Source organism: Bacillus sp. FSL R7-0646, from assembly GCF_037969865.1.
GTDB lineage: Bacteria > Bacillota > Bacilli > Bacillales > Bacillaceae > Bacillus > Bacillus licheniformis.
The window spans coordinates 248,498-271,788 of sequence record NZ_CP150217.1 but is presented as its reverse complement, the minus strand read 5'-3'; the positions used below and the strand labels follow the sequence as shown (position 1 = coordinate 271,788).

21 protein-coding genes and 1 pseudogene are annotated in these 23,291 nt (G+C 46.4%); 4 read left to right on the top strand and 18 right to left on the bottom strand.

Annotated features, from left to right (window positions below; genetic code table 11):
* Window positions 1-51 precede the first annotated feature (51 nt).
* The 16 genes and pseudogenes from MKY62_RS01505 to blaP all read right to left on the bottom strand — a co-directional run bounded on the left by MKY62_RS01505 (window position 52) and on the right by blaP (window position 17,361).
* Window positions 52-1,131 carry a DUF3900 domain-containing protein gene (locus tag MKY62_RS01505; protein ID WP_003178613.1) on the bottom strand — a complete coding sequence of 360 codons (1,080 nt, stop codon included), beginning with the start codon at window positions 1,129-1,131 and terminating at the stop codon, window positions 52-54.
* Window positions 1,132-1,226: 95 nt separating this feature from the next.
* Window positions 1,227-1,925, bottom strand: a complete 699-nt coding sequence (locus tag MKY62_RS01500) for an ABC transporter permease (protein ID WP_003178612.1) — start codon at window positions 1,923-1,925, stop codon at window positions 1,227-1,229.
* 15 nt (window positions 1,926-1,940) lie between these two features.
* Window positions 1,941-2,624: an ABC transporter permease gene (locus MKY62_RS01495; protein ID WP_003178611.1), complete on the bottom strand. Its 684-nt coding sequence runs from the start codon at window positions 2,622-2,624 to the stop codon at window positions 1,941-1,943.
* Window positions 2,625-2,638: 14 nt separating this feature from the next.
* The gene (locus MKY62_RS01490) at window positions 2,639-3,562 is read right to left on the bottom strand and encodes an ABC transporter ATP-binding protein (RefSeq protein ID WP_016886223.1); all 924 of its coding nucleotides are present in this window, start codon (window positions 3,560-3,562) and stop codon (window positions 2,639-2,641) included.
* 94 nt (window positions 3,563-3,656) lie between these two features.
* A pseudogene (locus tag MKY62_RS01485) lies at window positions 3,657-4,591 on the bottom strand (HAMP domain-containing histidine kinase).
* A gap of 1 nt (window position 4,592) precedes the next feature.
* Entirely contained in the window at window positions 4,593-5,273 is a 681-nt protein-coding gene (locus MKY62_RS01480) for a response regulator transcription factor (protein WP_085959544.1), read from the bottom strand.
* Between the two features lie 174 nt (window positions 5,274-5,447).
* Complete coding sequence (gene garD, locus MKY62_RS01475; RefSeq protein ID WP_025805318.1) at window positions 5,448-6,980, bottom strand: galactarate dehydratase; 1,533 nt, start codon at window positions 6,978-6,980, stop codon at window positions 5,448-5,450.
* Window positions 6,981-7,062: 82 nt separating this feature from the next.
* Complete coding sequence (locus tag MKY62_RS01470; RefSeq protein ID WP_003178602.1) at window positions 7,063-7,776, bottom strand: FadR/GntR family transcriptional regulator; 714 nt, start codon at window positions 7,774-7,776, stop codon at window positions 7,063-7,065.
* Window positions 7,777-7,870: 94 nt separating this feature from the next.
* Window positions 7,871-9,238 carry a glucarate dehydratase gene (gene gudD / locus MKY62_RS01465; protein WP_003178600.1) on the bottom strand — a complete coding sequence of 456 codons (1,368 nt, stop codon included), beginning with the start codon at window positions 9,236-9,238 and terminating at the stop codon, window positions 7,871-7,873.
* A 37-nt stretch (window positions 9,239-9,275) separates the two neighbouring features.
* Complete coding sequence (locus MKY62_RS01460) at window positions 9,276-10,652, bottom strand: MFS transporter (RefSeq protein WP_003178598.1); 1,377 nt, start codon at window positions 10,650-10,652, stop codon at window positions 9,276-9,278.
* Between the two features lie 40 nt (window positions 10,653-10,692).
* Entirely contained in the window at window positions 10,693-12,159 is a 1,467-nt protein-coding gene (gene gucD, locus MKY62_RS01455; protein WP_003178596.1) for an alpha-ketoglutaric semialdehyde dehydrogenase GucD, read from the bottom strand.
* Window positions 12,160-12,180: 21 nt separating this feature from the next.
* Entirely contained in the window at window positions 12,181-13,107 is a 927-nt protein-coding gene (gene kdgD / locus MKY62_RS01450) for a 5-dehydro-4-deoxyglucarate dehydratase (RefSeq protein WP_003178594.1), read from the bottom strand.
* A gap of 195 nt (window positions 13,108-13,302) precedes the next feature.
* Window positions 13,303-14,037, bottom strand: a complete 735-nt coding sequence (tatC, locus tag MKY62_RS01445) for a twin-arginine translocase subunit TatC (protein WP_003178590.1) — start codon at window positions 14,035-14,037, stop codon at window positions 13,303-13,305.
* A gap of 70 nt (window positions 14,038-14,107) precedes the next feature.
* Window positions 14,108-14,320 (bottom strand): twin-arginine translocase TatA/TatE family subunit, encoded by a 213-nt coding sequence (locus MKY62_RS01440; protein WP_003178588.1) that lies wholly within the window; start codon window positions 14,318-14,320, stop codon window positions 14,108-14,110.
* 21 nt (window positions 14,321-14,341) lie between these two features.
* Window positions 14,342-16,093 carry an alkaline phosphatase gene (locus MKY62_RS01435; RefSeq protein WP_003178586.1) on the bottom strand — a complete coding sequence of 584 codons (1,752 nt, stop codon included), beginning with the start codon at window positions 16,091-16,093 and terminating at the stop codon, window positions 14,342-14,344.
* Between the two features lie 344 nt (window positions 16,094-16,437).
* Entirely contained in the window at window positions 16,438-17,361 is a 924-nt protein-coding gene (gene blaP, locus MKY62_RS01430; RefSeq protein WP_003178584.1) for a class A beta-lactamase BlaP, read from the bottom strand.
* A 239-nt stretch (window positions 17,362-17,600) separates the two neighbouring features.
* Here blaP and MKY62_RS01425 point away from each other — a divergent pair, with 239 nt between their 5' ends.
* From MKY62_RS01425 to MKY62_RS01410, 4 genes are all read left to right on the top strand, one after another.
* Complete coding sequence (locus MKY62_RS01425; RefSeq protein ID WP_016886224.1) at window positions 17,601-17,723, top strand: hypothetical protein; 123 nt, start codon at window positions 17,601-17,603, stop codon at window positions 17,721-17,723.
* 60 nt (window positions 17,724-17,783) lie between these two features.
* Window positions 17,784-18,170 carry a BlaI/MecI/CopY family transcriptional regulator gene (locus MKY62_RS01420; RefSeq protein ID WP_003178582.1) on the top strand — a complete coding sequence of 129 codons (387 nt, stop codon included), beginning with the start codon at window positions 17,784-17,786 and terminating at the stop codon, window positions 18,168-18,170.
* A 1-nt stretch (window position 18,171) separates the two neighbouring features.
* Window positions 18,172-19,971 (top strand): BlaR1 family beta-lactam sensor/signal transducer, encoded by a 1,800-nt coding sequence (locus MKY62_RS01415; protein WP_003178580.1) that lies wholly within the window; start codon window positions 18,172-18,174, stop codon window positions 19,969-19,971.
* Between the two features lie 95 nt (window positions 19,972-20,066).
* Window positions 20,067-20,603 carry a GNAT family protein gene (locus MKY62_RS01410; protein ID WP_003178577.1) on the top strand — a complete coding sequence of 179 codons (537 nt, stop codon included), beginning with the start codon at window positions 20,067-20,069 and terminating at the stop codon, window positions 20,601-20,603.
* 42 nt (window positions 20,604-20,645) lie between these two features.
* Here MKY62_RS01410 and MKY62_RS01405 read toward each other — a convergent pair whose 3' ends face one another.
* Together MKY62_RS01405 and MKY62_RS01400 are read right to left on the bottom strand one after the other, a co-directional pair.
* Window positions 20,646-21,581, bottom strand: a complete 936-nt coding sequence (locus MKY62_RS01405) for a response regulator (RefSeq protein ID WP_003178575.1) — start codon at window positions 21,579-21,581, stop codon at window positions 20,646-20,648.
* A 6-nt stretch (window positions 21,582-21,587) separates the two neighbouring features.
* Window positions 21,588-22,916, bottom strand: coding sequence for a sensor histidine kinase (locus MKY62_RS01400; RefSeq protein ID WP_003178573.1), 1,329 nt, complete (start codon window positions 22,914-22,916; stop codon window positions 21,588-21,590).
* Between the last annotated feature and the right edge of the window lie 375 nt (window positions 22,917-23,291).

The following is a 23,291-nucleotide window of genomic DNA, read 5'->3' as shown; positions in this document are numbered from 1 at the left end:
TCTATCTGGATGAAAAATCAAAAGGCATCCCAAAAAAACGGATGCCTTTTCTTATTTCTCATCTTCCCTGTCAATTTTATTCCGTATCCGCTCAATCACCTCATGCAGACCCTCAGGTTTATAAAACTCGACCGGAGAGCTGCCCTTTTCAAACGAAATCGTTTCGGCTTCAATGAGCGCCACATAGCGGCCGTTTACTTTGGCGAGGTGGATCGAGTCTCCGAACTCGGCCAGCAATCCTTTAATCTCGGTTTCTCCCAGCTTCATTTTCAGCTCTGCCTCAGGCATGTGCTCAACGATTTGGGCTGAGGCTTCGATGACTTGGTGGGTGTCAAGACGTTCCTGAATCTCCCGCTTTTCGCTCGCTTCCCAGATTTCGAGGTCGTGTTCAAACTGCTGGAGTTCTTCGCTTTTGTCTTCAAATGCTTCGTACACGTGCTCCTGCACCATGTTCATCACTTGTGACTTCATGATTTCCGGCATCGACTCGCCGTACTCGACGAATTTTAAGAAGTCTTCAAAGTAGCGGGCGTGCGAGGCCTGGTGGATTTTCACTTCGCTTTCCTCTGTCATGCCCTCTTCAGGCATGTGCGGGTACTGAATCGATTTCATGTTTTTCGTCGTAATCGCCATTTCGACCTTGCGAATCAGCGACGATTCATCGGCGATCGTAGCGACCTTCGGTTCAAAGTCGCACTTCATGACAAAGACAAATGTATCATCGAAGTATTTGCGCGGTACGGCTGTCGCCACTAAAAACACGCCTCCCCTGACGGCGCTCGTGTCGAGGTATGTGCGGACGAACTGTTCGCTCAGTTCATTGAATTCTTCCTTTGTCTCCGCCAGTTTTGTTTTGTGAAACAGATTGTAGTTCGGATTAGAATCAAGCTCATGCCCCGGCTCTGTGATGAAGCGGCCGATTTTCGTCGGCACCTGCTCCGATTTCGGATGGCGTTCGGCTTTCCGCTTGACGATTTTTTTCAATTCCCCGTCTAAGAAATCCTTCAGCTCGCTGTTTTCAAATTCCTCTGTATCCAGCGTCTGAAAATGTTTATATTGCTTGTTGGCCTGCTCATCCTTGCCGTCGACCTGGATGACGTAAAAGGAGATGTAGCGAATTTCAAATTCCATGACATGTTCACCCGTTTTCCTTGTTGTTTCAGTTCTTCAAGTATAGGTAAATGCCGGTATTCCGTCAATTTGCACCTTCAAGATATACGGAGATCTTATAATACGTCTTCCTGGTCAATTTTTCGAATCGACCAAAACGCAATGGCAATTCCGACTAGAGCCAATGAAATCGGAATGTAAATGATGGAAGCAAGTGAAAATTCATCGCTTTGCTGACCGAGCAACGTGGTCAAGATACAGGATGTCACAATGGTGGCAGGAACTGATTGTTTGCGCATCCCAAAGTATAATGGAATAAAACTCAGTCCTGTAGAGGAAGCAGCATAAATGAGCATACTGCCAATCTCATTCCCTACGTCATGCATCGTCAATTTTTCCGGGCTGAATTGATAGACATCATTGAGCTGCGAGAAAATAAATGCAAGAATCAGTTCGGACACGATCATTGTCAAAAAGGTCAATCCGCCAGTAAGCAGCAGTTTTGCTGCCATTAGTTTTTTTCTGCTGACTGGATATGTAAACATGACCGTGATGGTTCTGTTTTTATACTCTCCGATGACCAGTTTGGCAATCAGCACGCCGGCAAAGACAATAAACACAGACCTCACGAAAATTCCTATAACTAGCAGCATGGATGCGGCATCAGCCATCGACATTTTTGCTTGAGGGAGGTTTTTTTCCTCTGATCCGATCAGGCACAATAAACCGAGAATACATAGATTTGCAATTACTGCACCTTTGTAATACCACCCTAATTTTGTTTTTTTAAACTCCAATTTAATTAAATTCAGCATTGAACTTCAACTCCGTTAAAAAACATCTATTTTTTCAATACGCCTTACAGCCAAAAAGAAAAAAAACAGACCGACTGCGGCAAGAGATAAAGGTATATACACAATTGAAGAAATAGAAAAGCCAGGGCCTGTGGAACTGATCGGCATGATGATTACAACAGATGAGATGATCGTTGCCGCAGTGGAGTACTTTCTCATTCCAAAAAAGATGGGTACTAAACTCGTTCCTGCGGCGCCAAAAGCAAAAACGATCATTTTCAGAGCCTGCTGAGACGCGATAGAAGCTGTTAATTCGCCGGGGATGATCCCATAGATTGAGTTCAGCAGAAAAAAACCAACTGCAACGCATGCGTTTGATATCAATATCGTAACGAAGGTCAGCCCGCCTGCGATCAGCAGTTTAGCAGCCAGCAGTTTCTTTCGATTGATCGGATACGTGAACATCACCAGTATTGTCTTGTTTTTAAACTCTGAAATCACTAATTTTGAGATCAGCACAGCGCCGAATACGATAAAAACGGCTCTAACAAAAGTGCCGATCAATAGAAAAGTTTCATCAATCGTTTGGAACGTCTCCTTGCCTTCTGTGCAGGTCACCATCCACAGAAAACCAAAAATGATGAAATTGGCAAAGACGGCTCCGCGTATATACCATCCCAGCTTCAGCTTTTTCATTTCAATTCTCATCAAATTCAGCAAATTTCTCCGCCTCCTTATGCGTTGACCGCATTGCCGTTGATTAAGCTGAGGAAGTAGTCCTCAAGCGAAGTATGCTTTTTATTCATGGATTCAATTTCTACATCATTCAAAATCAGAGCTTTAGAAATGGCTGTTTGAGAAGCTTCGGCATCATAAATTCGGATCGTTTTATCATTTAGTATTTTAAAATTAGCAATCTGCAGCTCATGTTCAAGCACAAAGCAAGCATGCAATTGGTTCGGCGTCACGAGTTCAATGTACTCTGTGTTCCGTCCCCTTACGCTTTCCATCGATACTTCTTCAACAAGCCTGCCGTCCCGAATCACTCCGATTGTATCTGCAATTTGCTCTACTTCGTTCAAGATGTGGCTTGAGATGAGCAATGTCATGCCATACTCTTTGCTCAATACTTGAAATAAGTTTCTGATTTCTTTAATTCCGATGGGATCAAGGCCATTAATCGGCTCATCCAAGATGAGCAAGTAGGGTTTGGTGAGAATGGCCCGCGCGATTCCAAGACGCTGCTTCATACCGAGGGAAAATGTTTTGACAGGTTTGCTGTCGATATTTTTTAAATTCACCATGTCCAGCACTTCCTGAATCTTGGCTTTATTGTGATATCCCATATACTCACAATGCAGATTTAAATTTTCTTTGGCTGTCAGATTTTCATAAAAAATCGGGTATTCGATCATGCTGCCTATTTTCCCGAGAATCTCGTATGATCGATTTGTCAGCTTATGCCCAAGGATATTGATTTCGCCGCTTGTCGGTTTCACGAGGCTCGTCAGCATCTTAATGATGGTCGTTTTTCCGGCTCCGTTCGGGCCGAGAAAACCGTATATTTCTCCCTTTCGTATATGCATGCTTACATTTGAAACAACTTCTTGACCTTTGAATGTCTTGGTAAGCCCGCTTGTTTGTACGATGTAAGTCAACTCTGTTTCTCCTTTCCTGTCTCTGCTATGTGTCTATTGTAGCGATGGACGCTGTCTTTTTTATTTCTTGTTTCTTAAGAAATTCTTACGTTTGCTAATAGGTCATTCGTTTTAACGTAATGGAAAACACTGTCCGTTCATGCGGCTTGCTTTGGAGAGAGATGTTCCCTCCCATTTTCTCAATGAGCCTTTTTGTAATTGTTAAACCGAGCCCGCTTCCCTGGAACGCTTTATTTCTCGATTCCTCAAGGGTATACAGTCTTTCAAACACCCGCTGCTGATCGTACTCACTAATTCCTTTCCCACGGTCCCATACCGTAATGACAATCCACGTCTCATCATATGTAAGGGACAATCCGATCAGCTTTCCGTCTGCACCATATTGAATCGCATTTGATAAAAGGTTTTGCAAAATCCGGTCAAGCGCTTCTTCATTTCCATGTGCATAAACCGGGGTATCCGGGATGTCGATGACAGCTTTAAAACCTTTTGCCTGAACGGCATCATAGTGTTGGAGAATGTTTTTTCTGCATATTTCGTTGATATGTATTTTAGTGAGCAGTATTTGCTTATCTTCCGATTCCAGCTTGGCCAAGTCAAAGAAAGAATTCATCAGCTGAATGATTTCGCCTGTTTTTTGATAAAGCTTCTCCAGCAGTCTTTCACGCTCCTCTTCCGCCATGTCTGAATCATTTTGGATCGCCTCGATATACCCGAGCACGACGGTCAGCGGAGTTTCAGATCATGGGACATATTGGTCAGCATTCGTTTCATTGACTGCTCCGTTTTTGCAAAACGGGCTGTTATGTGCTGATGCTCCTCAACAAACAGGTTAATTTGCACGAGCAGAGCCCGCAGTACTTTATCAGCCGTTCCTAATAAAATTTGATCAGCCTCATGCTCATTTAGCATCACACTGAGCTTTTCCGTGATGTACTTCAAGTTTCGATCCCGTTGTCTTTTCATTTTATATTGAACGATATTGAGAGACGCCAAAATTATCAGAATGCCAATCCATAACATTGTCATCCTAAAACTCTCCTAATTTATAGCCGATGCCCCAAAGCGTTTTAATATATTGCGGGGAGGAAGGATCATCCTCTATCTTTTCTCTCAAGCGCCTCATATGAACGTTAATAATATTTTGATCGCCAAAATAATCATCATTCCAAACCGAACGATAGATTTGTTCTTTTGTAAACACTTTTTTAGGGTTTGTCACAAACAAAGTCAGCATTTTCCATTCCGTCGATGTCAGCTGAAGCGGTTCACCATTTTTTTGTACGGATACATTTTCTATATCAACCGTAAGCTCGTGAACACGTAATATTTTTTGATTTGCCGGTTCACTGACGGAATATTGCGTTGCCCGCCGAATGGCGGCTTTTATTCTTGCGGTCAGTTCGATCATCGAAAACGGCTTGGCAATATAATCATCCGCACCAAAGCCCAGCCCCAGCGCTTTATCGACATCCCCGTCTTTTGCGGAAATCATTAAAACCGGAACTTTGCTCTGTTCACGGATCATTTTCAGAAAATCCATTCCATTCAGCTTAGGAAGCATGATGTCGAGCAGAATCGCATCATAATTGCCTTGCTGAAACAAGCGAACGCCCTCTTCTCCGTCAAAAGCAAGCACGACCTCAAATCCTTCTTTTGTTAAATAATGATCGACCATTTCACTGATCGAATGATCATCTTCAATAAGCAATATGTGCTGCATCTTGTTCACCCATCCTTTTCAACATAAAAACACACGTGCAATTACACTCATTGTAATTGAAAAACGTGTGTTTTTTACAAAAATTATTCATATTTCTAGTTGAAACCTATTGTATCTCCGGATCTTTTGGCCGATACCAATCTACTTTCCCACTAGCACGGATCAAGTCACAGGCGCTGGGTTGAATAAACACAAGTCATTGGAGAGTCCCCAATGTTCCGCCCATGTTTTCCTTCCGCTTGCGACGTCAAGTATCGTCCGGAAGATTTCCCAGCCGACTTCCTCTATTGAAGCTTCGCCTGTAGCGATCCTTCCGGCATTGACGTCGATCAAGTCGTGCCAATCTTCTGATAATGACTGCCGGGTCGCCACTTTCAAAACCGGAGCCATTTCAAGGCCGTACGGCGTTCCCCTTCCGGTTGTAAATACCTGCAAATGCATGCCAGAAGCCAATTGCAGGGTGCCGCATACAAAATCGCTTGCAGGTGTCGCCGCAAAAATGAGTCCTTTCTGTACAGCCCTTTCACCGGGCGCAAGTACGGCACTGATCGGGCTGCTTCCCGACTTCGCGATCGACCCGAGCGATTTCTCGACCACGTTTGCCAGTCCGCCTTTTTTGTTTCCCGGCGACGGATTGGCGCTTCGGTCTGATTCGCCTCTTTCCAGATAGCGGTCATACCAAGCCATTTCCCGAATCAGGGCGCGGCCGACTTCTTCATTGACAGCGCGCGGTGTTAGGAGATGAACGGCATCGCGGACTTCGGTGACTTCCGAAAATAAAACCGTGGCCCCTGCCCGGACAAGTAAGTCGGCCGCATATCCGGACGCAGGGTTTGCGGTCACTCCTGAAAAGGCGTCGCTGCCTCCGCACTGTAGGCCGATCACCAGGTCTGAAGCGGGACATGTCATCCGCTTCCGTTCATTCAGCCTTTTTAAGCGCTCTTCGGCCATTTCCATAATCGATTGTATCATTTGCTGAAACCCTTGCCGTTCCTGCAGTGAAAGAATGTTTTCAGCGTCTCCTTCCGGCTCTATCTTCGTCGGAAGGAGCTTCTCGCAGCCGAGTCCGATCACCATCGCTTCACCGCCGAAATTAGGGTGCCTGGCGATATTTTGAATCGTTCGGATCGGGATTTTGGCTTCCGGCGCATTAATCGCCACGCCGCAGCCGTACTGATGATTTAATGCAGCGACACCGTCAACGTTCGGATATTTTGGGAGCAGTTCCTCTTTAATTCGTTTCACTGCGTAATCGAGAACGCCTGCGACGCATTGAACGCTTGTCATAATGCCAAGCACGTTTCTCGTGCCGACGCTCCCGTCTTCATTCCGGTATCCTTCAAATGTATACCCCTCAAGAAGGGGAGCGGGTTTTGGAACTTTGTTGGCGATGGGCAGTTCATCGAGCGGCGGAGCTTCCGGAAGCATGATATGCGACTCGGAAATCCACCCGCCTTTTTCGATCGGTTTGACGGCATAGCCGATAATTTCGCCGTAGCGAATAACGGCACCGCCCTGTGTGATGTCTGTTAAAGCCACTTTATGCCCTTGAGGAATCCGCTCTTGCAGCTTAAGCCCGCAAGGAAACACCGTCCCTTGCGGCAGTCCGCCGGCATTGGCGATGATTGCGGCATTGTCTTTTTCGTTCACCTTAATGTACAACGGGGTTTCAGTTTGATTGACAAGCATAAGGATTGATCAACTCCCCTTTTCGATCAGCGCCTTTCCGCGGCCCTTCTCCCGCCGCGGCACATGTTAGAAAGCGCTGTCAAACAACTTAATGATTGTTTTTTTCATCACGAAGACCATTCAGTATTTTGTCACGTACAAATTTTAAATGCTCATACATATGGTGATAGGCTTGATATGGGTCCCTTTGTTGAAGGGCTTTCAAAATATTCGTATGATATTCGACAGTCCGGTCCCTTTCCCTATATGGAATCTGGCTGTCGATTTTGGCGTGTGTGATCAAGAGCGATTGAATCATCCCTTCAAGCACCGGGTTGTTCGCGCTCAAAGCGATAATCCGGTGAAATTCCTTATCCGCTTCTCCATAATGATTATCCGTGCTGTTTGCTATAATATCGATCGTTTCCTGAAGCCTTTCGAGCTGACTGTCATTGATCTTTTCTGCGGCGATCGTGACAAGCCCGAGCTCCAGCGCCATCCTCGCTTCAATAATGGCCGGCAAATTATCGACTGCCAAAGCCAGCATGACAGAAAACGGCTGAATGCCGATTTTATCATTAAAATATGTGCCGTCCCGGGTTTTTCTTTTGATAATTCCGAGCGTTTCGAGCGATATTAAAGCTTCGCGGAGAACGGGTCTGCTGACATTCAGCTTTTCCATGAGCTCAATCTCCGTCGGCAGTTTGTCCCCCGGTTTCAACTGGCCGCTTGATAATAAATGGACGATTCGTTCAACAACCTGTTTTGCCAAAGTCTTGCGATTGACTGATTCGACCTGCAATGTTTCCATATCTTCTTCCACGACTGTGGGCCCCCTTTCAGTTGTTCATATTGTAAGACAAAATATCGCGTATGACAATGTCGGCTAGGGGCCTCTCAAACCGCTGTTTCCGCAATTATCGAACAAGACAAGGACGTTTAGGGTCGAAACGCCAATTTTCAATCAAAAACTGCATGGCAGCGGCATCATTGCGCTCGCCTGCTGTCATTTTCTCATATAGTTCATTTGCTTTTTCCACCCGTTCCATGTCGATTTCAATGCCGAGCCCAGGCTGATCAGGAACTTGGACATATCCGTCAGCAATTGAAAAAGGCTGTTTTGTGAGACGCTGTCCATCCTGCCATATCCAATGCGTATCAATCGCCGTGATATCGCCCGGAGCTGCTGCGGCAACGTGGGTGAACATGGCCAGTGAGACGTCAAAATGGTTATTGGAGTGAGAGCCCCATATCAGCCCCCATTCATGGCACATTTGAGCAACGCGGACGGATCCCTGCATCGTCCAAAAATGCGGATCTGCCAGCGGTATATCAACGGCGTGCAGCTGTATCGCATGCCCCATTTGCCGCCAGTCTGTCGCAATCATATTCGTCGCTGTCGGAATGCCTGTCGCACGGCGGAATTCGGCCATGATTTCCCGGCCTGAGTATCCGGCTTCCGCTCCGCAAGGGTCTTCCGCGTAGGCAAGTACATCCCGCTTTCCCTTACAAAGCGCAATCGCTTCCTCCAATGACCACGCCCCATTCGGGTCAAGGGTGATTCTCGCCTTAGGAAACCGCTTCGCTAAAGCGGATGCCGCCTCGATTTCTTCTTCTCCGGAAAGGACGCCGCCTTTTAATTTAAAATCGTGAAATCCGTATCGTTCTCGGGCTGCCTCCGCAAGACGGACGATCGCCTCGGGAGTCAACGCTTCTTCACGGCGGAGATGGAACCAGTCGTCATTTGCCTCTTGTTCACTGATATAGGGAAGCGTCGTGCGCTTTCGGTCCCCGATGTAAAACAAATAGCCGAGCATCTTCACTTTATCCCGCTGCTGGCCTTCCCCCAAGAGCGCCGCCACAGGGACGCCGAGAAATTTTCCGAGCAAATCGAGCAAAGCTGCTTCCAATGCGGTCACAGCGTGTATCGTCGTCCGCTGGTCAAAGGTCTGCACCCCGCGTCCTCCGGCATCCCTGTCTTTAAACCGGCGCCTGACGGACTGCAAAATCGATTGAACAGCGCCGAGCGGCTGATCGATGACGAGCGGCTTCGCCTGCTCCAGCGTCTGGCGGATCCGCTCGCCGCCCGGCACTTCGCCGACGCCGAGAGCGCCTGATGAATCCTTTAAAATCACGATATTCCGTGTGAAAAAGGGGCCGTGAGCTCCGCTCAAATTCAAAAGCATGCTGTCCCGCCCTGCCACGGGTATAACCCGCATGTCGGCAATAGACGGTGTTTGCGATGCTTTCTCCTCTTTTACATGCTGATGGATGTTTGTATTCATATCGATTTAGCCTCCCTCTTATTAAAGCGCTTACATTTCACATGGATAAAGTGGTGTCCGCAGGGTCTTTCTCTTTCTGCAGTTCGATGCGCTTGATCGGCCCGACGAGAAACAAATAGCTTAATACCGCGGCAATCGCGTTGGCTCCGACAAACACAAGCGCTCCGTTAAATGAGCCTGTCGCATTCACGATATATCCGATGATGATGGGCGTCGTGATGGACGCAATGTTTCCAAAGGTGTTGAAGATGCCGCCGCTCAAGCCGGCACACTCCTTTGGCGAGGTATCTGACACAACCGCCCAGCCCAGCGCGCCGAATCCTTTTCCGAAAAAGGCAAGCGACATGATGGAAACGACCAGCCAGGACGAATCTGCATAGTTGCATATGATCATTGAGCAGGACATCAGCATGCCGAGGATGATCGGCGTTTTTCTGGCAACCGTTATGGAGCAGCCCTTTTTCAAAAGGAAGTCTGACACGAACCCGCCCAGCAATCCTCCTAAAAATCCGCAGATTGCAGGAAGCGATGCGACAAAACCCGCTTCAAGGATCGACATGCCGCGCGCCTGAACAAGATAGACCGGAAACCATGTCAGAAAGAAATAGGTCAGCGTTGTGATGCAGTATTGGGCGATATACACCCCGAGCAGCATCCGGCTTCTTAAAAGCTGCTTAATATAAGGCCATTGCGACTCCTTTTCTTTTTTTTCCGCGTTCTTTCTCTCATCCATCGAGACAAGCGCGCCGCCTTCTTCGATGTACGCCAGTTCGGCGGCGTTTATTCTCGGGTGTTTTTTCGGTTCGTAAATCGTTTTCAGCCAAATGAACGACATCGCGATCCCCAGTGCACCCATAATGACAAAAACCGTATGCCAGCTGAAAGAGTGGGCGAGCCACCCCATCAGCGGTGAAAAAATGACGAGTGCGAAGTACTGCGCCGAGTTGAAGATCGCCGAAGCTGTTCCGCGTTCAGAACTTGGAAACCAGGAAGCCACCACCCGGCCGTTGCCGGGGAAGGACGGGGCTTCTGACAGACCGACGAGAAATCTGAGCGCAAATAAAAGGATTACGGCCGTTCCCGCGGCGAAAAAGCCAAGCGCACCCTGCAAAAGGGTAAACAATGACCAAAAGAAGATGCTGGCGGCGATGACGATTTTCGACCCAAAACGGTCGAGCAGCCAGCCTCCGGGGATTTGGCCGACAACATACGCCCAGCCAAATGCGGAAAAGACATACCCCATCGCCACCGAACTCAGCCCAAGCTCATGCTGCACAGAATCGCCGACGATCGAAAGTGTCGCACGGTCGGCATAATTAATGGATGTGACGAGAAACAGCATAGACACGACAAACCAGCGGACAGAACTTCTTTTCCCCGCGGTATCGGGGGAGGCTGCACGATTTTTTTTCATAGCATCTTCTCCTTTATTCATTTGTACCGAAACGACTGACTTACGGTTTGACAAATACGGTTTTCACGGCTGTAAAAAATTCTTTGGCTGCCTCCCCCTGTTCCCGTGAATGCGAGCTCGATTGTTTAACGCCTCCGAATGGCGCCTGCAGTTCGACACCGGCGCTTTCGGCGTTGACGCGAATGAGCCCCGCTTCGATTTCATCTGTGAATGACAGCATCCGCCTAATGTTTTGCGTAAAAATGGAGGCGCTCAGGCCAAATTTGACGTCATTTGCCGTCTCCAACGCTTCCTCAAGTGTATCCGCCTTGATTAAAGCGATGACCGGGCCGAAAATTTCTTCTTGGGCAATCGTCATGCCGGAAGTGACGTTGTCAAAAATGGCCGGCCTGATATAATAGCCGTTTTCGTATTTTCCATCTGCCAGCCTCTCACCGCCGAAAATGAGGTCCGCGCCTTCTTGCTTTCCTTTTGCAATATAGGACAGGCAGTTGTCAAGCTGCTGTTTGTTCGCAATCGGCCCCATCCAGACATCTTCTTTTAAGCTGTCGCCGATTGTAATCTCTTTTGTCTGTTGAAGCAGCTTTTCTTTAAAACGGTCATAAACACCATTTAAGACGATGACGCGGCTTGTCGCTGTACACTTTTGGCCTGTCGACCTGAACGCTCCGCTGATGACCGCTTCAACCGCAATATCAAGGTCGGCGTCATCCGCTACGATCACCGGGTTTTTGCCGCCCATCTCAAGCTGGTACTTCGCCCCTCTTTCAAACGCCGTCCGGCCGATGATTTTTCCTGTTTGATTCGATCCTGTGAACGTAATTCCGTTCACATCCGGGTGCTCGGCAAGCCTTTGGCCGGCCGATGATCCCGGTCCTGTCACCGCATTGACCACGCCTGAGGGAATCCCTGCTTCTTCAAAGCACGATATAACCTTAAGGCAGGTGACTGCGGTTTCCGTAGCCGGCTTAATGACAACCGTATTTCCATAAATAAGAGCAGGCGCCATTTTCCAAATCGGGATGGCAACAGGGAAATTCCACGGTGAGATGACGCCGACGACGCCGAGCGGCACCCTGTCTGTGTACATAAAAGCGGATGAATCGGTCGACGGAATCACATCACCTGTTTTCCGCAGCCCCTCTCCGGCATAGTATCTGAGAATCGCGATTCCCCGCGCTGTTTCGCCTTTTGCTTCAGGCAGTGTTTTGCCCATTTCACGCGTCGCACATTCGGCAATTTCATCGAGGCGCTGTTCCATGATGTCAGCGGCCTTGTAAAGGAATTGACCGCGCTCCGCGCCCGACAGCTTTCTCCACGCCTTTTTGGCCTGCTTGGCCGCTTCAACTGCCCGGTCTACATCCTCAATCGAAGATTTTTGCACAAGCCCGACGATATCCCGTGTATCTGCCGGATTCAAGCTCTGTTCCATCCCGCCCGATTCAGCCTTCACCCAGCGGCCGTTGATAAAGTTGAAATACGTTTTACTTTCAGCTGCAACAGACATCTTCAAGTTCCTCCTTTTTGTTTATAGGGCAGCGGTCGTTTTCGGATAACGCGCCATCGCGTTTTTCAGAATGTTTTCGAGCTGCCGGCAATGTTCTTTTTCCACCGGAACGATCGGCGGTCTCGCCGTGTTTTTCACATGAAGCCCCATGATTTCCATGCCGGCTTTGATCAAGGACACGGCATAGCCTTTCCGAAGTTTGCGGATCTCGTTGATCGGTATGATGACTTGCTCATAAATCTCTTTGACAAGCCGGTCATTGCCGTTTAATAATGCCTCGTAAAACATTCTGGAAATATGGGGAATATAATTGGATATCGCCGAAGAATATGATGTAAAGCCAATCGGAGCATAGGCCGGCATCGTGACTTCAGCCATCGGCATTCCGTTGAGCCAGCCCAGCCTGTCACCTATCGTATATGACAAACTGATATTCAACGCCATATCCCCTATGCCGTCTTTAAGTCCGACAAGCTGCTCGAGATCGGTCAGCCGCTGAATCTGTTCAAGCGTCAAAACCGCATTGTCTCGCTGATAAATGATTGCGTTTAAATCCGTGCTTTCAATGATTGTTTTCGTGTATTGATAGAGGCCTTCCTGCTCTCCGTGTATCAAGTACGGCGGGAGAATCAGATAGCCGTCGGCCCCTTTTTCCTCGGAAATCCGCGCCCATTCCAAAGCGGTGCTTAAGTTGCCGCCCACTCCTGTGTAAACAGGCACCTTCCCGTCCGCAGCCGAAACGGCGATTTCGACCATTTGCTCATATTCCTTTGTGCTGAGAGATTGAAACTCTCCTGAGCCGCAAGCGATAAAAACCGCCTCAAGCCCTTCATCCAATAAAAAGCGGATGTTTTCGTAAAGTGCTTCTTCCTCCAGTTTTCCTTCCCTGTTGAAGGGCGCCACCGGAAAACCCAATATGCCTTCCGGCGCCTTCCGTAAATGACTCATCTCCGTCATCCCCCTGTCGTTCATTTTCCGAGAAAGCGTTGTCATTCTGTTGAAATACGATGTCTCTGTTTTAGTAAATCCCTCCATTCATCTTTTTGTTTAATTGTAAGACAAATAAACAAATTGTCAATATCATTATTTTCTGATTTTTTCATTTCAGGCAAAAAAAAAAGAGACTGAAGACACAGTCCGTCTTCAGCCTTGGGCCTCAGCCCCTTGTTGTGCGGCGGTTTTTTTCCGGTAGATAAATGCCGATAAAGAGATGCTCAATTCGTATAATACAAGGAGCGGGACGATCACCAGCACATCTGAGATGAAATCGGGCGGCGTGATCACAACCGATACGACAATCAGCGCAAAATAAGAAATTTTTCTCATTTTACTGAGCTTGGCCGGATTTAAAATCCCGAGGCTCGTTAAAAACATCACGATGAGGGGCATTTCAAACAAAAACCCGAATGGCAGTGTGAGGTTCATCATAAAGCGAAAATAATGCTCCGCCGTAAACATCGTTTGAAAATGGCCGGCGGACAGGCCGATCAAAAACTGAAGAACGAGCGGAAAGAGTACAAAATAACCGAATACAATCCCCAAAATAAAAAAAATGAACAGCCCCGGAATATAAAATAATGCCGTCCTCCGTTCGTGGTCGGTCAGCGCAGGCGCCACAAACCGCCATGTCTGAAAAGCAGCCACCGGTATGGTGGCTGCGATCGCCAGCACCCCCGCAATCATCATATAAACCCAAAGAATATCCCCCGGCCCCAGTACAGCAAGCTTTTCATCAAGGTCTCTGATCAGCCAGTCATAGATGTCCTGAACAAACAAGAAGCCGGTGATGAGAAACAGAATAAACGTAAGAAGCGTTTTAATGATTCGCTGGCGCAGCTCTTCAAGATGGGCAATCAAATGTGTTTCCCTTTTTTTCACCTTCGCCTTCCTCCCCTTCGCATGTTAAACAGAAAAAAGAACAGACGGGTTCACCCGCCCGCTCTATTGATCATCGTGCCGATGGATCGCTTTGCTTCTTCGCATCAGACCCCTGTCCGATCTCATTGTCATCGGCAGAGACTAAAGACTTTGTCGCGCTTTTGAATTCGGTCAGCGTTTTTCCAAAAGCCCGGCCGATTTCCGGGAGCTTTGAAGGCCCGAAAATGATCAGCGCAATTACCAGAACCAAGATGAGACCAGGAATACCGATATTTGAAAGCATTTGCTGTCATCCTTTCATTGATTACTGGGTTACTTTTTTCTCCTTTTGCTTCACTTGCTTCTGATGGGCCCTTGTATGTGCGAGGAAACGGTCTTCTTCTACTTCGTTTGACTTCTTCACGCCTCCAGGCACAATGTTGGAAGCGGTCCGTTTCAGCCCTGTGTAGTCTTTATGATAAACATAGGAAGCTCTTGTCGAAACCGCCGCACCCGGCTCTGTCACATACGGGACGACGCGGTAATCTGTCCGCCATTCTTCCGGGGTGACCGTACAGCGCACATAGCCGCGGTAATCATTGAAAAACTTTATATGAGGATTGTTCGATAAAATCTTATCCGTATCCGCTCTTTTATCAGCGCCGTTTCCTCCCGATGTAATCGACGTCCCGACGAACTCCACGCCAAAGATGTCCGATTTCGGATTGTCAAAATCAACGAGCAGATTATTTGCCCAGCTGGCATGCACATCACCGGTAAGGACGACGATGTTGTTCAGTTTTTGAGATTTGATGAAGTCGATCACCCGCTTGCGCTGAGCGGGATATCCGTCCCACGAATCCATGCTGTAAATCGGCGCCGCGCTTGTCCCAAAGTTCCACTGCGCAAAGAAAATCTGCTGTGCGATAATGTTCCAGTGCGCCTCGGAGCGACTCAGATTGTCAAACAGCCAAGCCTCCTGCTCCGCTCCAAGCAGCGTCCGCTTCGGATCATTCGATTCATCAGAAGGCGGCTTATTGCCATCGCCGTTAGCCTGGTCATCGCGATACTGACGGGTATCCAGCACGCTAATGTCAGCTAAATTGCCGTAGGAAAAATTCCGGTACAATTGCATATCAGGACCGTTCGGCAAGGATTGGCGGCGGAGCGGCATATGCTCGTAATAAGCTTGGTATGCGGCGGCGCGCCGTTTAATAAACGCTTCAACTGACTGGCCTTTTTCCGGGATGACATTCGCATAGTTGTTCTCCACTTCATGGTCGTCCCATGTGACAACCCACGGGAAGGCGGCATGCGCAGCTTTCAGGTTTGCATCTGAACGGTATTGGGCATGACGGTTTCGGTAATCGAGCAGTGACATGATTTCAGGACCGCTGTGTGTTCTGACATTTCCTGTTTTCGAAACATATTCATTCGGACCGTACTCATAAATATAGTCGCCGAGATGAAAAACAAGATCGAGCTTTTCCTTTGCCATATGCTGATAGGCGGTATAATAGCCGTGTTCGTACTGCTGGCATGAAGCAAAAGCGAATGTGAATTTAGCAACATCTGCCCCGGGCGCCGGAAGCGTCTTTGTCTTGCCGACAGGACTCAGCTGGTTGCCGCATTTAAAGCGGTAATAGTATACATGATTCGGTTTCAGCCCGGATACCTCGGCATGTACCGAATGTGCAAGGTGAGGTGTTGCTTTTTCGGTTCCCCGTTTGACGACACGGCGGAAGCGTTCGTCTTCTGCGAGCTCCCATTTCACGGATACAGCTTCATTTGGCATCCCGCCCCCGTTTAGCGGATCGGGCGCCAGCCTTGTCCACAATACGACGCTGTCAGAAAGCGGATCTCCCGATGCAACGCCAAGTGTAAACGGATATTCGGAGAACCTCGGTGCTGCATTGACTTCCATTGCCCCCATCGATTGCGCGATCGCAAGTCCGAGCGAAAGCCCGGCTATTTTGCCGGCCCCTTGAATAAAGCGGCGGCGGTCAAACGTATTGTCCTTGAGGCTTTCCTCGCTCAGTTTTTTCATCCATTCCTCCAGCGGTCCTTCATGTGTCATTCGTATTACCCCTCTCTATACAAATGATTGATCGGGTTCTATTATAGGCAGAATTTATTAACGTTCTGTAAAGTATTGCAAATAGGAGAAGAAACGCGATACATGGTCGATCAAGTCACTCCGCCAGTATATATGTCGAATTTTGTCGCAAATCAATCCAATCGCCTATGATTTCGACAAAAACCCGGTCGTTTCCCGCAGACCGATTCTCCCGTTTTTCTTCACATTATCTTTAAAGAGAGAAAACAAAAAAGCCCACACCATTGCCAGACAATGATATGAGCTTGATCACCAAGTGACTTTATGTAAGACGATGTTTTAACAAAATGTATTGCAATGTTTTTTTATTTGCTTTCCATGTTTAAGGCTTTCACTACCACTTTTGTTGCCTCTGCAATAAGCTTATCATCATACTTGGCATCCTTTTTATCCCGGCTGGATAATACTGCGAGAACTACAGGATCTCCTTTTGGCGGCCAAATGATGGCAATGTCGTTCCGGGTTCCATATGATCCCGCTCCAGTTTTATCAGCCACTTCCCAGCCTTCCGGCACACCGGCGCGGATTAAGGCGTCCCCGGTGGTATTTCGTTTCATCCAATCGATTAAAAGCTCGCGTTTTTCACTTGGAAGTTTATCTTCAAGAGCAAAAGCTTGAAGGCTTGTCGCAAGTGCTCTTGCTGTACTGGTATCCTGAGTTTCTCCCGGATTCACTTCATTTAACTCCGGTTCGAATCGTTCAGGATTTGTAACCTCATCACCAATCTTCCTCAGTTCCTTTTTCAAACTTTCAGGTCCGCCAATTTGTTTAAGAATGAGGTTCTGTGCCGTATTGTCACTATATCGAAGCGAAGCATCCGCAAGCTCTTTAAGCGTCATTCCCGTATCAACATGCTTTTCCGTAATCGGGTTGTAGTTTACAAGATCATCACGTGTATATGTTATTCTCTGGTTCAGATCTTCTATTGATTTCTGTTGTAAAAGCACGCCTACGGTTAAAGCCTTAATCGTCGATGCAAAAGCGAAGCGCTCATCCGGCCGATACGTTACCGTTCGGTTTGTACCAGTATCTAATGCAAAGATCCCGAGTTTTGCATCAAATTGCTCCTCGAGTTTTGCAAAATCATCTTTCATCTCCGTCTTTTCATCTTTCTCGGCAGAATGTGAGGCATTCGAGTGATTGCTGCCGCATCCTGCAAGTGCGACGCAAGAGAAAAGCAACACAGCTGCAACTTTTTTCAGTTTTAAAGTACTGAACCATAATTTCATCAAAATCGTCTCCCTCCGTATGAATATTTGATTGATCGTGACTAGCTGTGCTAATCAAGAGGCATTTCAACTAAGGCTGGCAACATTCGTGAAAACCCCTTGCACCTGAAAACACGGACGGCCAACTCAAACATCAAATCTTACAAGTGTAGTCTTTTGAAGTATTACATACGTAAGTTTTAAATGCAACCGTTTTTTTGGAAGGAATAAAAAACGAAAAGGTCATGAGGGGAATGGCCATGAATGCCGACAGAATGATGACCTCGTTTAAACCGGTGACAAATGAATGGCTGGGGGCATCATCTTCGAGTGATGGAATAAAAAAAGGAAAAAAACATTTTATGTCACTCCAGTTAAATTGACTTCTTAACATGGCAAACCTATAATGAAAGTATTACATTTGTAAGTATAGGATGATGGAAATGAAAAAAATACCTCAAATCTCTGATGCGGAATTAGAAGTGATGAAAGTCATCTGGAAGCATTCTTCGATCAATACCAATGAGGTGATTAAAGAGTTGTCCAAAACCAGTACATGGAGCCCTAAAACCATCCAAACCATGCTGCTGCGCCTCATTAAAAAAGGAGCATTAAACCACCATAAAGAAGGCCGGGTTTTCGTTTATACGCCAAATATAGACGAAAATGATTATATAGAAGTGAAAAGTCACAGTTTTTTAAACCGGTTTTACAATGGCACTCTTAATTCGATGGTATTAAACTTTTTGGAGAATGATCAGCTGTCAGGTGAAGAAATTAATGAGTTGTATCAAATACTAGAAGAACATAAGAACAGAAAGAAGGAATGAAATGAGCAGTTCTTTCTTTATTCCCTTTTTGGTTAGTCAAATTCTATTGTCTCTGTTTTTTTCTCTCATCATACTCATAAAAAAACTGCTGAAGGCTCAAATCACTGTAGGCACCCACTATCATCTTAGCGTGATTTCTCTTTTGGCATTGATCGCTCCTTTTCTCCCCTTTCATTATCTAAAAAGCAATCATTTTGACTGGATTCTGAATTTAGGAGGAGCTAGCTCAACGCTATCTCACACCCGTTCCACAGATAAGACGGCGGAAGCAATTGGCCAACATGCAAACTGGGTGCAGGATTTTTCGATGTCGATTGAACAATCGTCCTTCAAAATGATAGATTCAGCCTTTTTCGCAGTCTGGATATTGGGCATTGCTGTTATGCTTATCGCTACTCTTTATAGCAATCGAAAAATCGGCAAAATAAAAAAGAGCCTGCAAATGGTTAACAACAAAGAGCTATTAACCCTTTTTCGTACATGTAAAGAGGAAATACGCTTTCATCAAAAAGTGATTTTAGGCTGTTCCCCATTGATAAAATCCCCCATAACATTTGGGGTTGTCCGTCCATATATTATCTTGCCAAAGGATATTTCAATGTTTTCTGCCGACGAGATGAAATGTCTTTTGCTTCATGAACTGTACCATTGTAAACGAAAAGATATGCTCATCAACTATTTTCTTTGCCTGTCCAAAATCGTCTATTGGTTTAATCCTCTCGTGTGGTATTTATCAAAGGAAGCAAAAACAGAGATGGAGATTTCTTGCGACTTTGCCGTATTAAAAACGCTTGATAAAAAATTGCATCTCAAATATGGCGAGGTGATTTTAAAATTCACTTCACTTAAGCAAAGAACGTCATCTTTGGTAGCCGCTTCTGAATTCAGCAGCTCATACAAACATATCAAAAGGCGGATTGTCACAGTTGTCAACTTCAAGGCGGCATCACCTTTGCTAAAGGTGAAAAGCGCCTTAGTGTTCGCCCTTGTTCTTGGAATCATTCTAGCCGGCACTCCTTCTGTATCTATATTGGCTATGCAAAGAGATACGCACTTTTTATCTGGTGCAAATGTAGAATACGAAGATGACAGCACCTTTTTTGATGGCTTCTCAGGAGGTTTTGTCCTGTTTGATTCTAACAGGAAAAGGTATACAATATACAATAGGAAAGAAAGCACCGCCAGATTCGCACCTGCTTCTACATACAAGGTGTTCAGCGCATTGCTCGCACTGGAATCCGGGATCATCACGAAGAACAATTCTCAAATGACGTGGGACGGTACTCAATATCCGTATAAAGAATGGAATCAAGACCAGGATTTATTCTCTGCGATGAGCAGCTCCGCAACATGGTATTTTCAAAAACTGGACCGGCAAATTGGAGAGGATCATTTGCGTCGCTATCTCAAATCTATCCATTATGGAAATGAGGATTTCTCAGGTCCGGCGAATTATTGGCTGGATGGCTCTCTTCAAATTTCCCCTCTTGAACAGGTTAATATGTTAAAAAAGTTTTATGATAACGAATTTGATTTTAAACAGTCTAATATTCAAACTGTGAAAGATTCGATACGTTTAGAAGAATCAAATGGCAGAATTCTATCCGGTAAAACCGGGACTTCAGTTATCAACGGAGAACTTCATGCCGGCTGGTTTGTCGGATATGTAGAAACTGCCGAAAATACTTTTTTCTTTGCTGTTCATATTCAAGGTGAAAAACGGGCTGCCGGAAGCACTGCTGCCGAGATTGCACTTTCCATCTTGGATAAAAAAGGGATTTATCCATCCGCTTCCCGATAACAGTTTTGCATTTTATCCTATGAACATGAATAATGCGCAGATAGATGAATGGTTCTTTCACCTTCCTAAATAAAACGGAACTTGGAGGCAAGATCATGGAAACCCTTTATACAGAAAGATTGACTTTGAGAAAGATGGAATTGGAGGATGCAGATGTCCTCTGTCAATACTGGTCAGACCCGGAAGTCACAAAATATATGAATATCGCGCCTTTTACAGACGTCTCACAAGCGCGGGACATGATCCAAATGATCAATGATTTAAGCCTTGAAGGGCAGGCAAACCGCTTTTCGATTATTGCAAAGGAAACGGGTGAAGTCATCGGGACATGCGGCTTTAATATGATCGACCAGGAAAACGGCAGAGCTGAAATCGGCTATGACTTAGGAAGAAATCATTGGGGAAAAGGCTTTGCTTCCGAAGCTGTCAAAAAACTGATCGACTACGGCTTTACAAGCTTGAACCTCAACCGAATCGAAGCGAAGGTAGAGCCCGAAAACACGCCTTCAATCAAACTTCTCAACTCGTTATCCTTTCAAAAGGAAGGACTGTTAAGAGAATACGAGAAAGCAAAAGGAAGACTGATTGACGTATACATGTTTTCACTGCTGAAAAGAGAATACGCTGGGTAACCGGCATGCAGAAGAGCTTCCTCACTTTAGAGGAAGCTCTTTTTAACCTCTTTTTCCAGCGCTTTCACTCAACCGCTTGGCTTCCAAAAAGAAAACCTGAATGAATTTTTTCGTGTTGACGCGGGCGGAGGGCAAGACGGCGGCAGAGTCTTTCTGCAGTTCTTTCATTTTTTTGCTGATGACGGTAAAGTCAAAAAACCGGGACGCATAGCTTTCAAACCGCGGATTTGAAAAGTCTGTTAAACCGAGTGATGCAAAATGGTTTAGCGAATGGCTGACCGCCCGCCGTATCCGCTGCTCAGACGCTTTAACCTCCCTGTTGATCTCTGCGGGTGAAGCAGCCGGTCCGAGCTTTTGCACGGCAATCTGATGAAAAATCTGTTTGAGCGGCGGAAAGTCCTTTTCATATAATGAGGTCTGTTCATCATCAAACAAATACTGAAGGATGGCGATTAAATCCTGGGATCCGCTCTCCCCGACGATTCCGAGTTCAGACAGGAGAAATTCGCCCGTTTCCTGAATGCTTTTTTCCCTAAAGCCGTTTTTCCCCCCGCCGCCGAGGCTCACAAGCCGGTTCAGCGAAGATTGTATGTCATGGATCGACCGTTCCAGCTCGATGCGCTCCTTGACTTTTTGAATGACATTCAAGATTTCAATGCGGTTAATCGGTTTATGTATATAATATTCGATCCCCAGGGAATAGGCTTCACCGATCATTTCCTTTGATTCCACCTGGGAGATCATGATGATCTTCCCTGAGAAAACGCCGTGCAAATGACGAACCGTTTCAATTCCGTCGCGGAGCGGCATTAAAAGATCGACAAATAAAATATCAATTTGCTGCAAATTCAGGACGTGTCCTTCCAAATCGCAGCCGTCTTCCGCTTCTCCGGCCACTTCACCCAAATCTTCGTCTTCAATGATTTGTTTTAAAATCGATCGCACAGCACGGTCATCATCTGCAATAAAAAAACGCACAGGCCTTCACCCTTTCTGAATCAATTGTTGAACCGGAAGTCTGATCGTAAACACAACACCGCTTGCATCATTCCGGAATCGAATGCTCCCTCCAAGCTCCTCGACAGTTTCCTTCACATAAGACAGACCGATTCCGGTTGAAGGAGTTCCGAATTCATCATATTTTGACGTGTATCCCGGCTCAAACACCACATCTCCGACTTTCTCGGGAATGCCCGGTCCGTCATCTTCCACGCGGCATTCCAGCATGTCATCGCCGCGCCTATAGAGGCTGAGTCTGATGGAGCCCTGCTTTTGAATCGCTTCCACCGCGTTCGCCATAATATTATTAATTACGGATAATACGGTATACACATGGTATTTCGGATGTTCTCCGTCTATCGAATAATGAAAGTCAATGTCTTTTTCGAGCGATTCAGCATACTTTCGATTTATGCCGGTCACAAGCCGGACCAGATCCTCTGCAGCCATGTAGTCTCTGAAGCTTTCTTTGGAAATTAATTTTGAAAGTCCGGCGAAAATGCGCTGATTGTCTTTTTTGACCTCATGGATTTCACCGGCGAGGCGCAGCACTTTCTGGCTGATCTGCCGGACGGAGGAATTGTTATCGCTCTGTCTATTTAAGAGCCTGTACAGCTGATAGGACTCGTTTGTAATCTCTTCAGTATTCTTCAACGTCTTTTTCAAATGAACGGTTTCTTCATATAAGTTTGAAACGATCATCAGCATGTGCTCATTTTGTTCGCGGATCTGCTTTTCCCGCGATTGCGTTTCATACAGCTTCATGACATTAAAAAAGCTCAGCACAATAAAGCTGTGGGAAAAAGCAATCGCCATCATGTCGCGGATTTTTCCCGGGGTGACGGTAGACTCGAACATCATATATTGAACGGCCAGTTCGGCTCCATCGGCAATCAGTTCGATTCCGAAGCCGAGAAACCCGATGTAGAGCGGGCGAAATTGAAATCGTTTCACTTTTGCCAAGTAGAATAGAAACGCATATGTGAAATAAAAGAAAAAAGTCGGATAATGGTAGTAAAAGGATGACAGCCAATCGATCTGCCCCGGCCCAAATCCATCAAGCAGCACACGAAATCCGACGACTGCCGCCCCCGTTAAAAAGCCGGACAGCACAGCCGGCACATTCCGCAGCAGCAGCAAAAGAAAGAAGAAAGTCGGAACCCCGAAGCTGACCCTGAAGGTCTCGTTCAGCGGATAAAACTTCAGCTCTCCTGCCAGCGGCACAGTTAACATCATCACCATTAAGATATAGCCGTCTTTTTTAACAAGCCGGGCCGCTTTTGTCATCACGCTTCCCCGATTTCCACCCATCATGCTGATCCTCCATTACAAACGTGTTGCTTTATTTTGGCGTTAATCGCACAATATCCGCAACTCCCATTTTACCCACAGTCGATTTGATTTTTAAATCAATCGGCTTATTTTTTAAATTTTTTTGTCGCTTTTTGTAGGTTTATGTAGGTTCCATTATAAATTGAATGTATATTTTCTCTATTTGAAAACGCTTATATTTTTCCGCAACTCACTCCCTTGTGCAATCCAAACCCCTTTTTCCCAGGAAAGAACAGGCTTTAAAACAACTTGTGCGGCACAGGCTTTTACCCCTTTGCCTTCTGCCGCCATGCTCAAATCACCGCTTTTAGAGCCTCGTATTTTTTCAGCAAACCTGCAGGCTTTAACAGGTCAGGA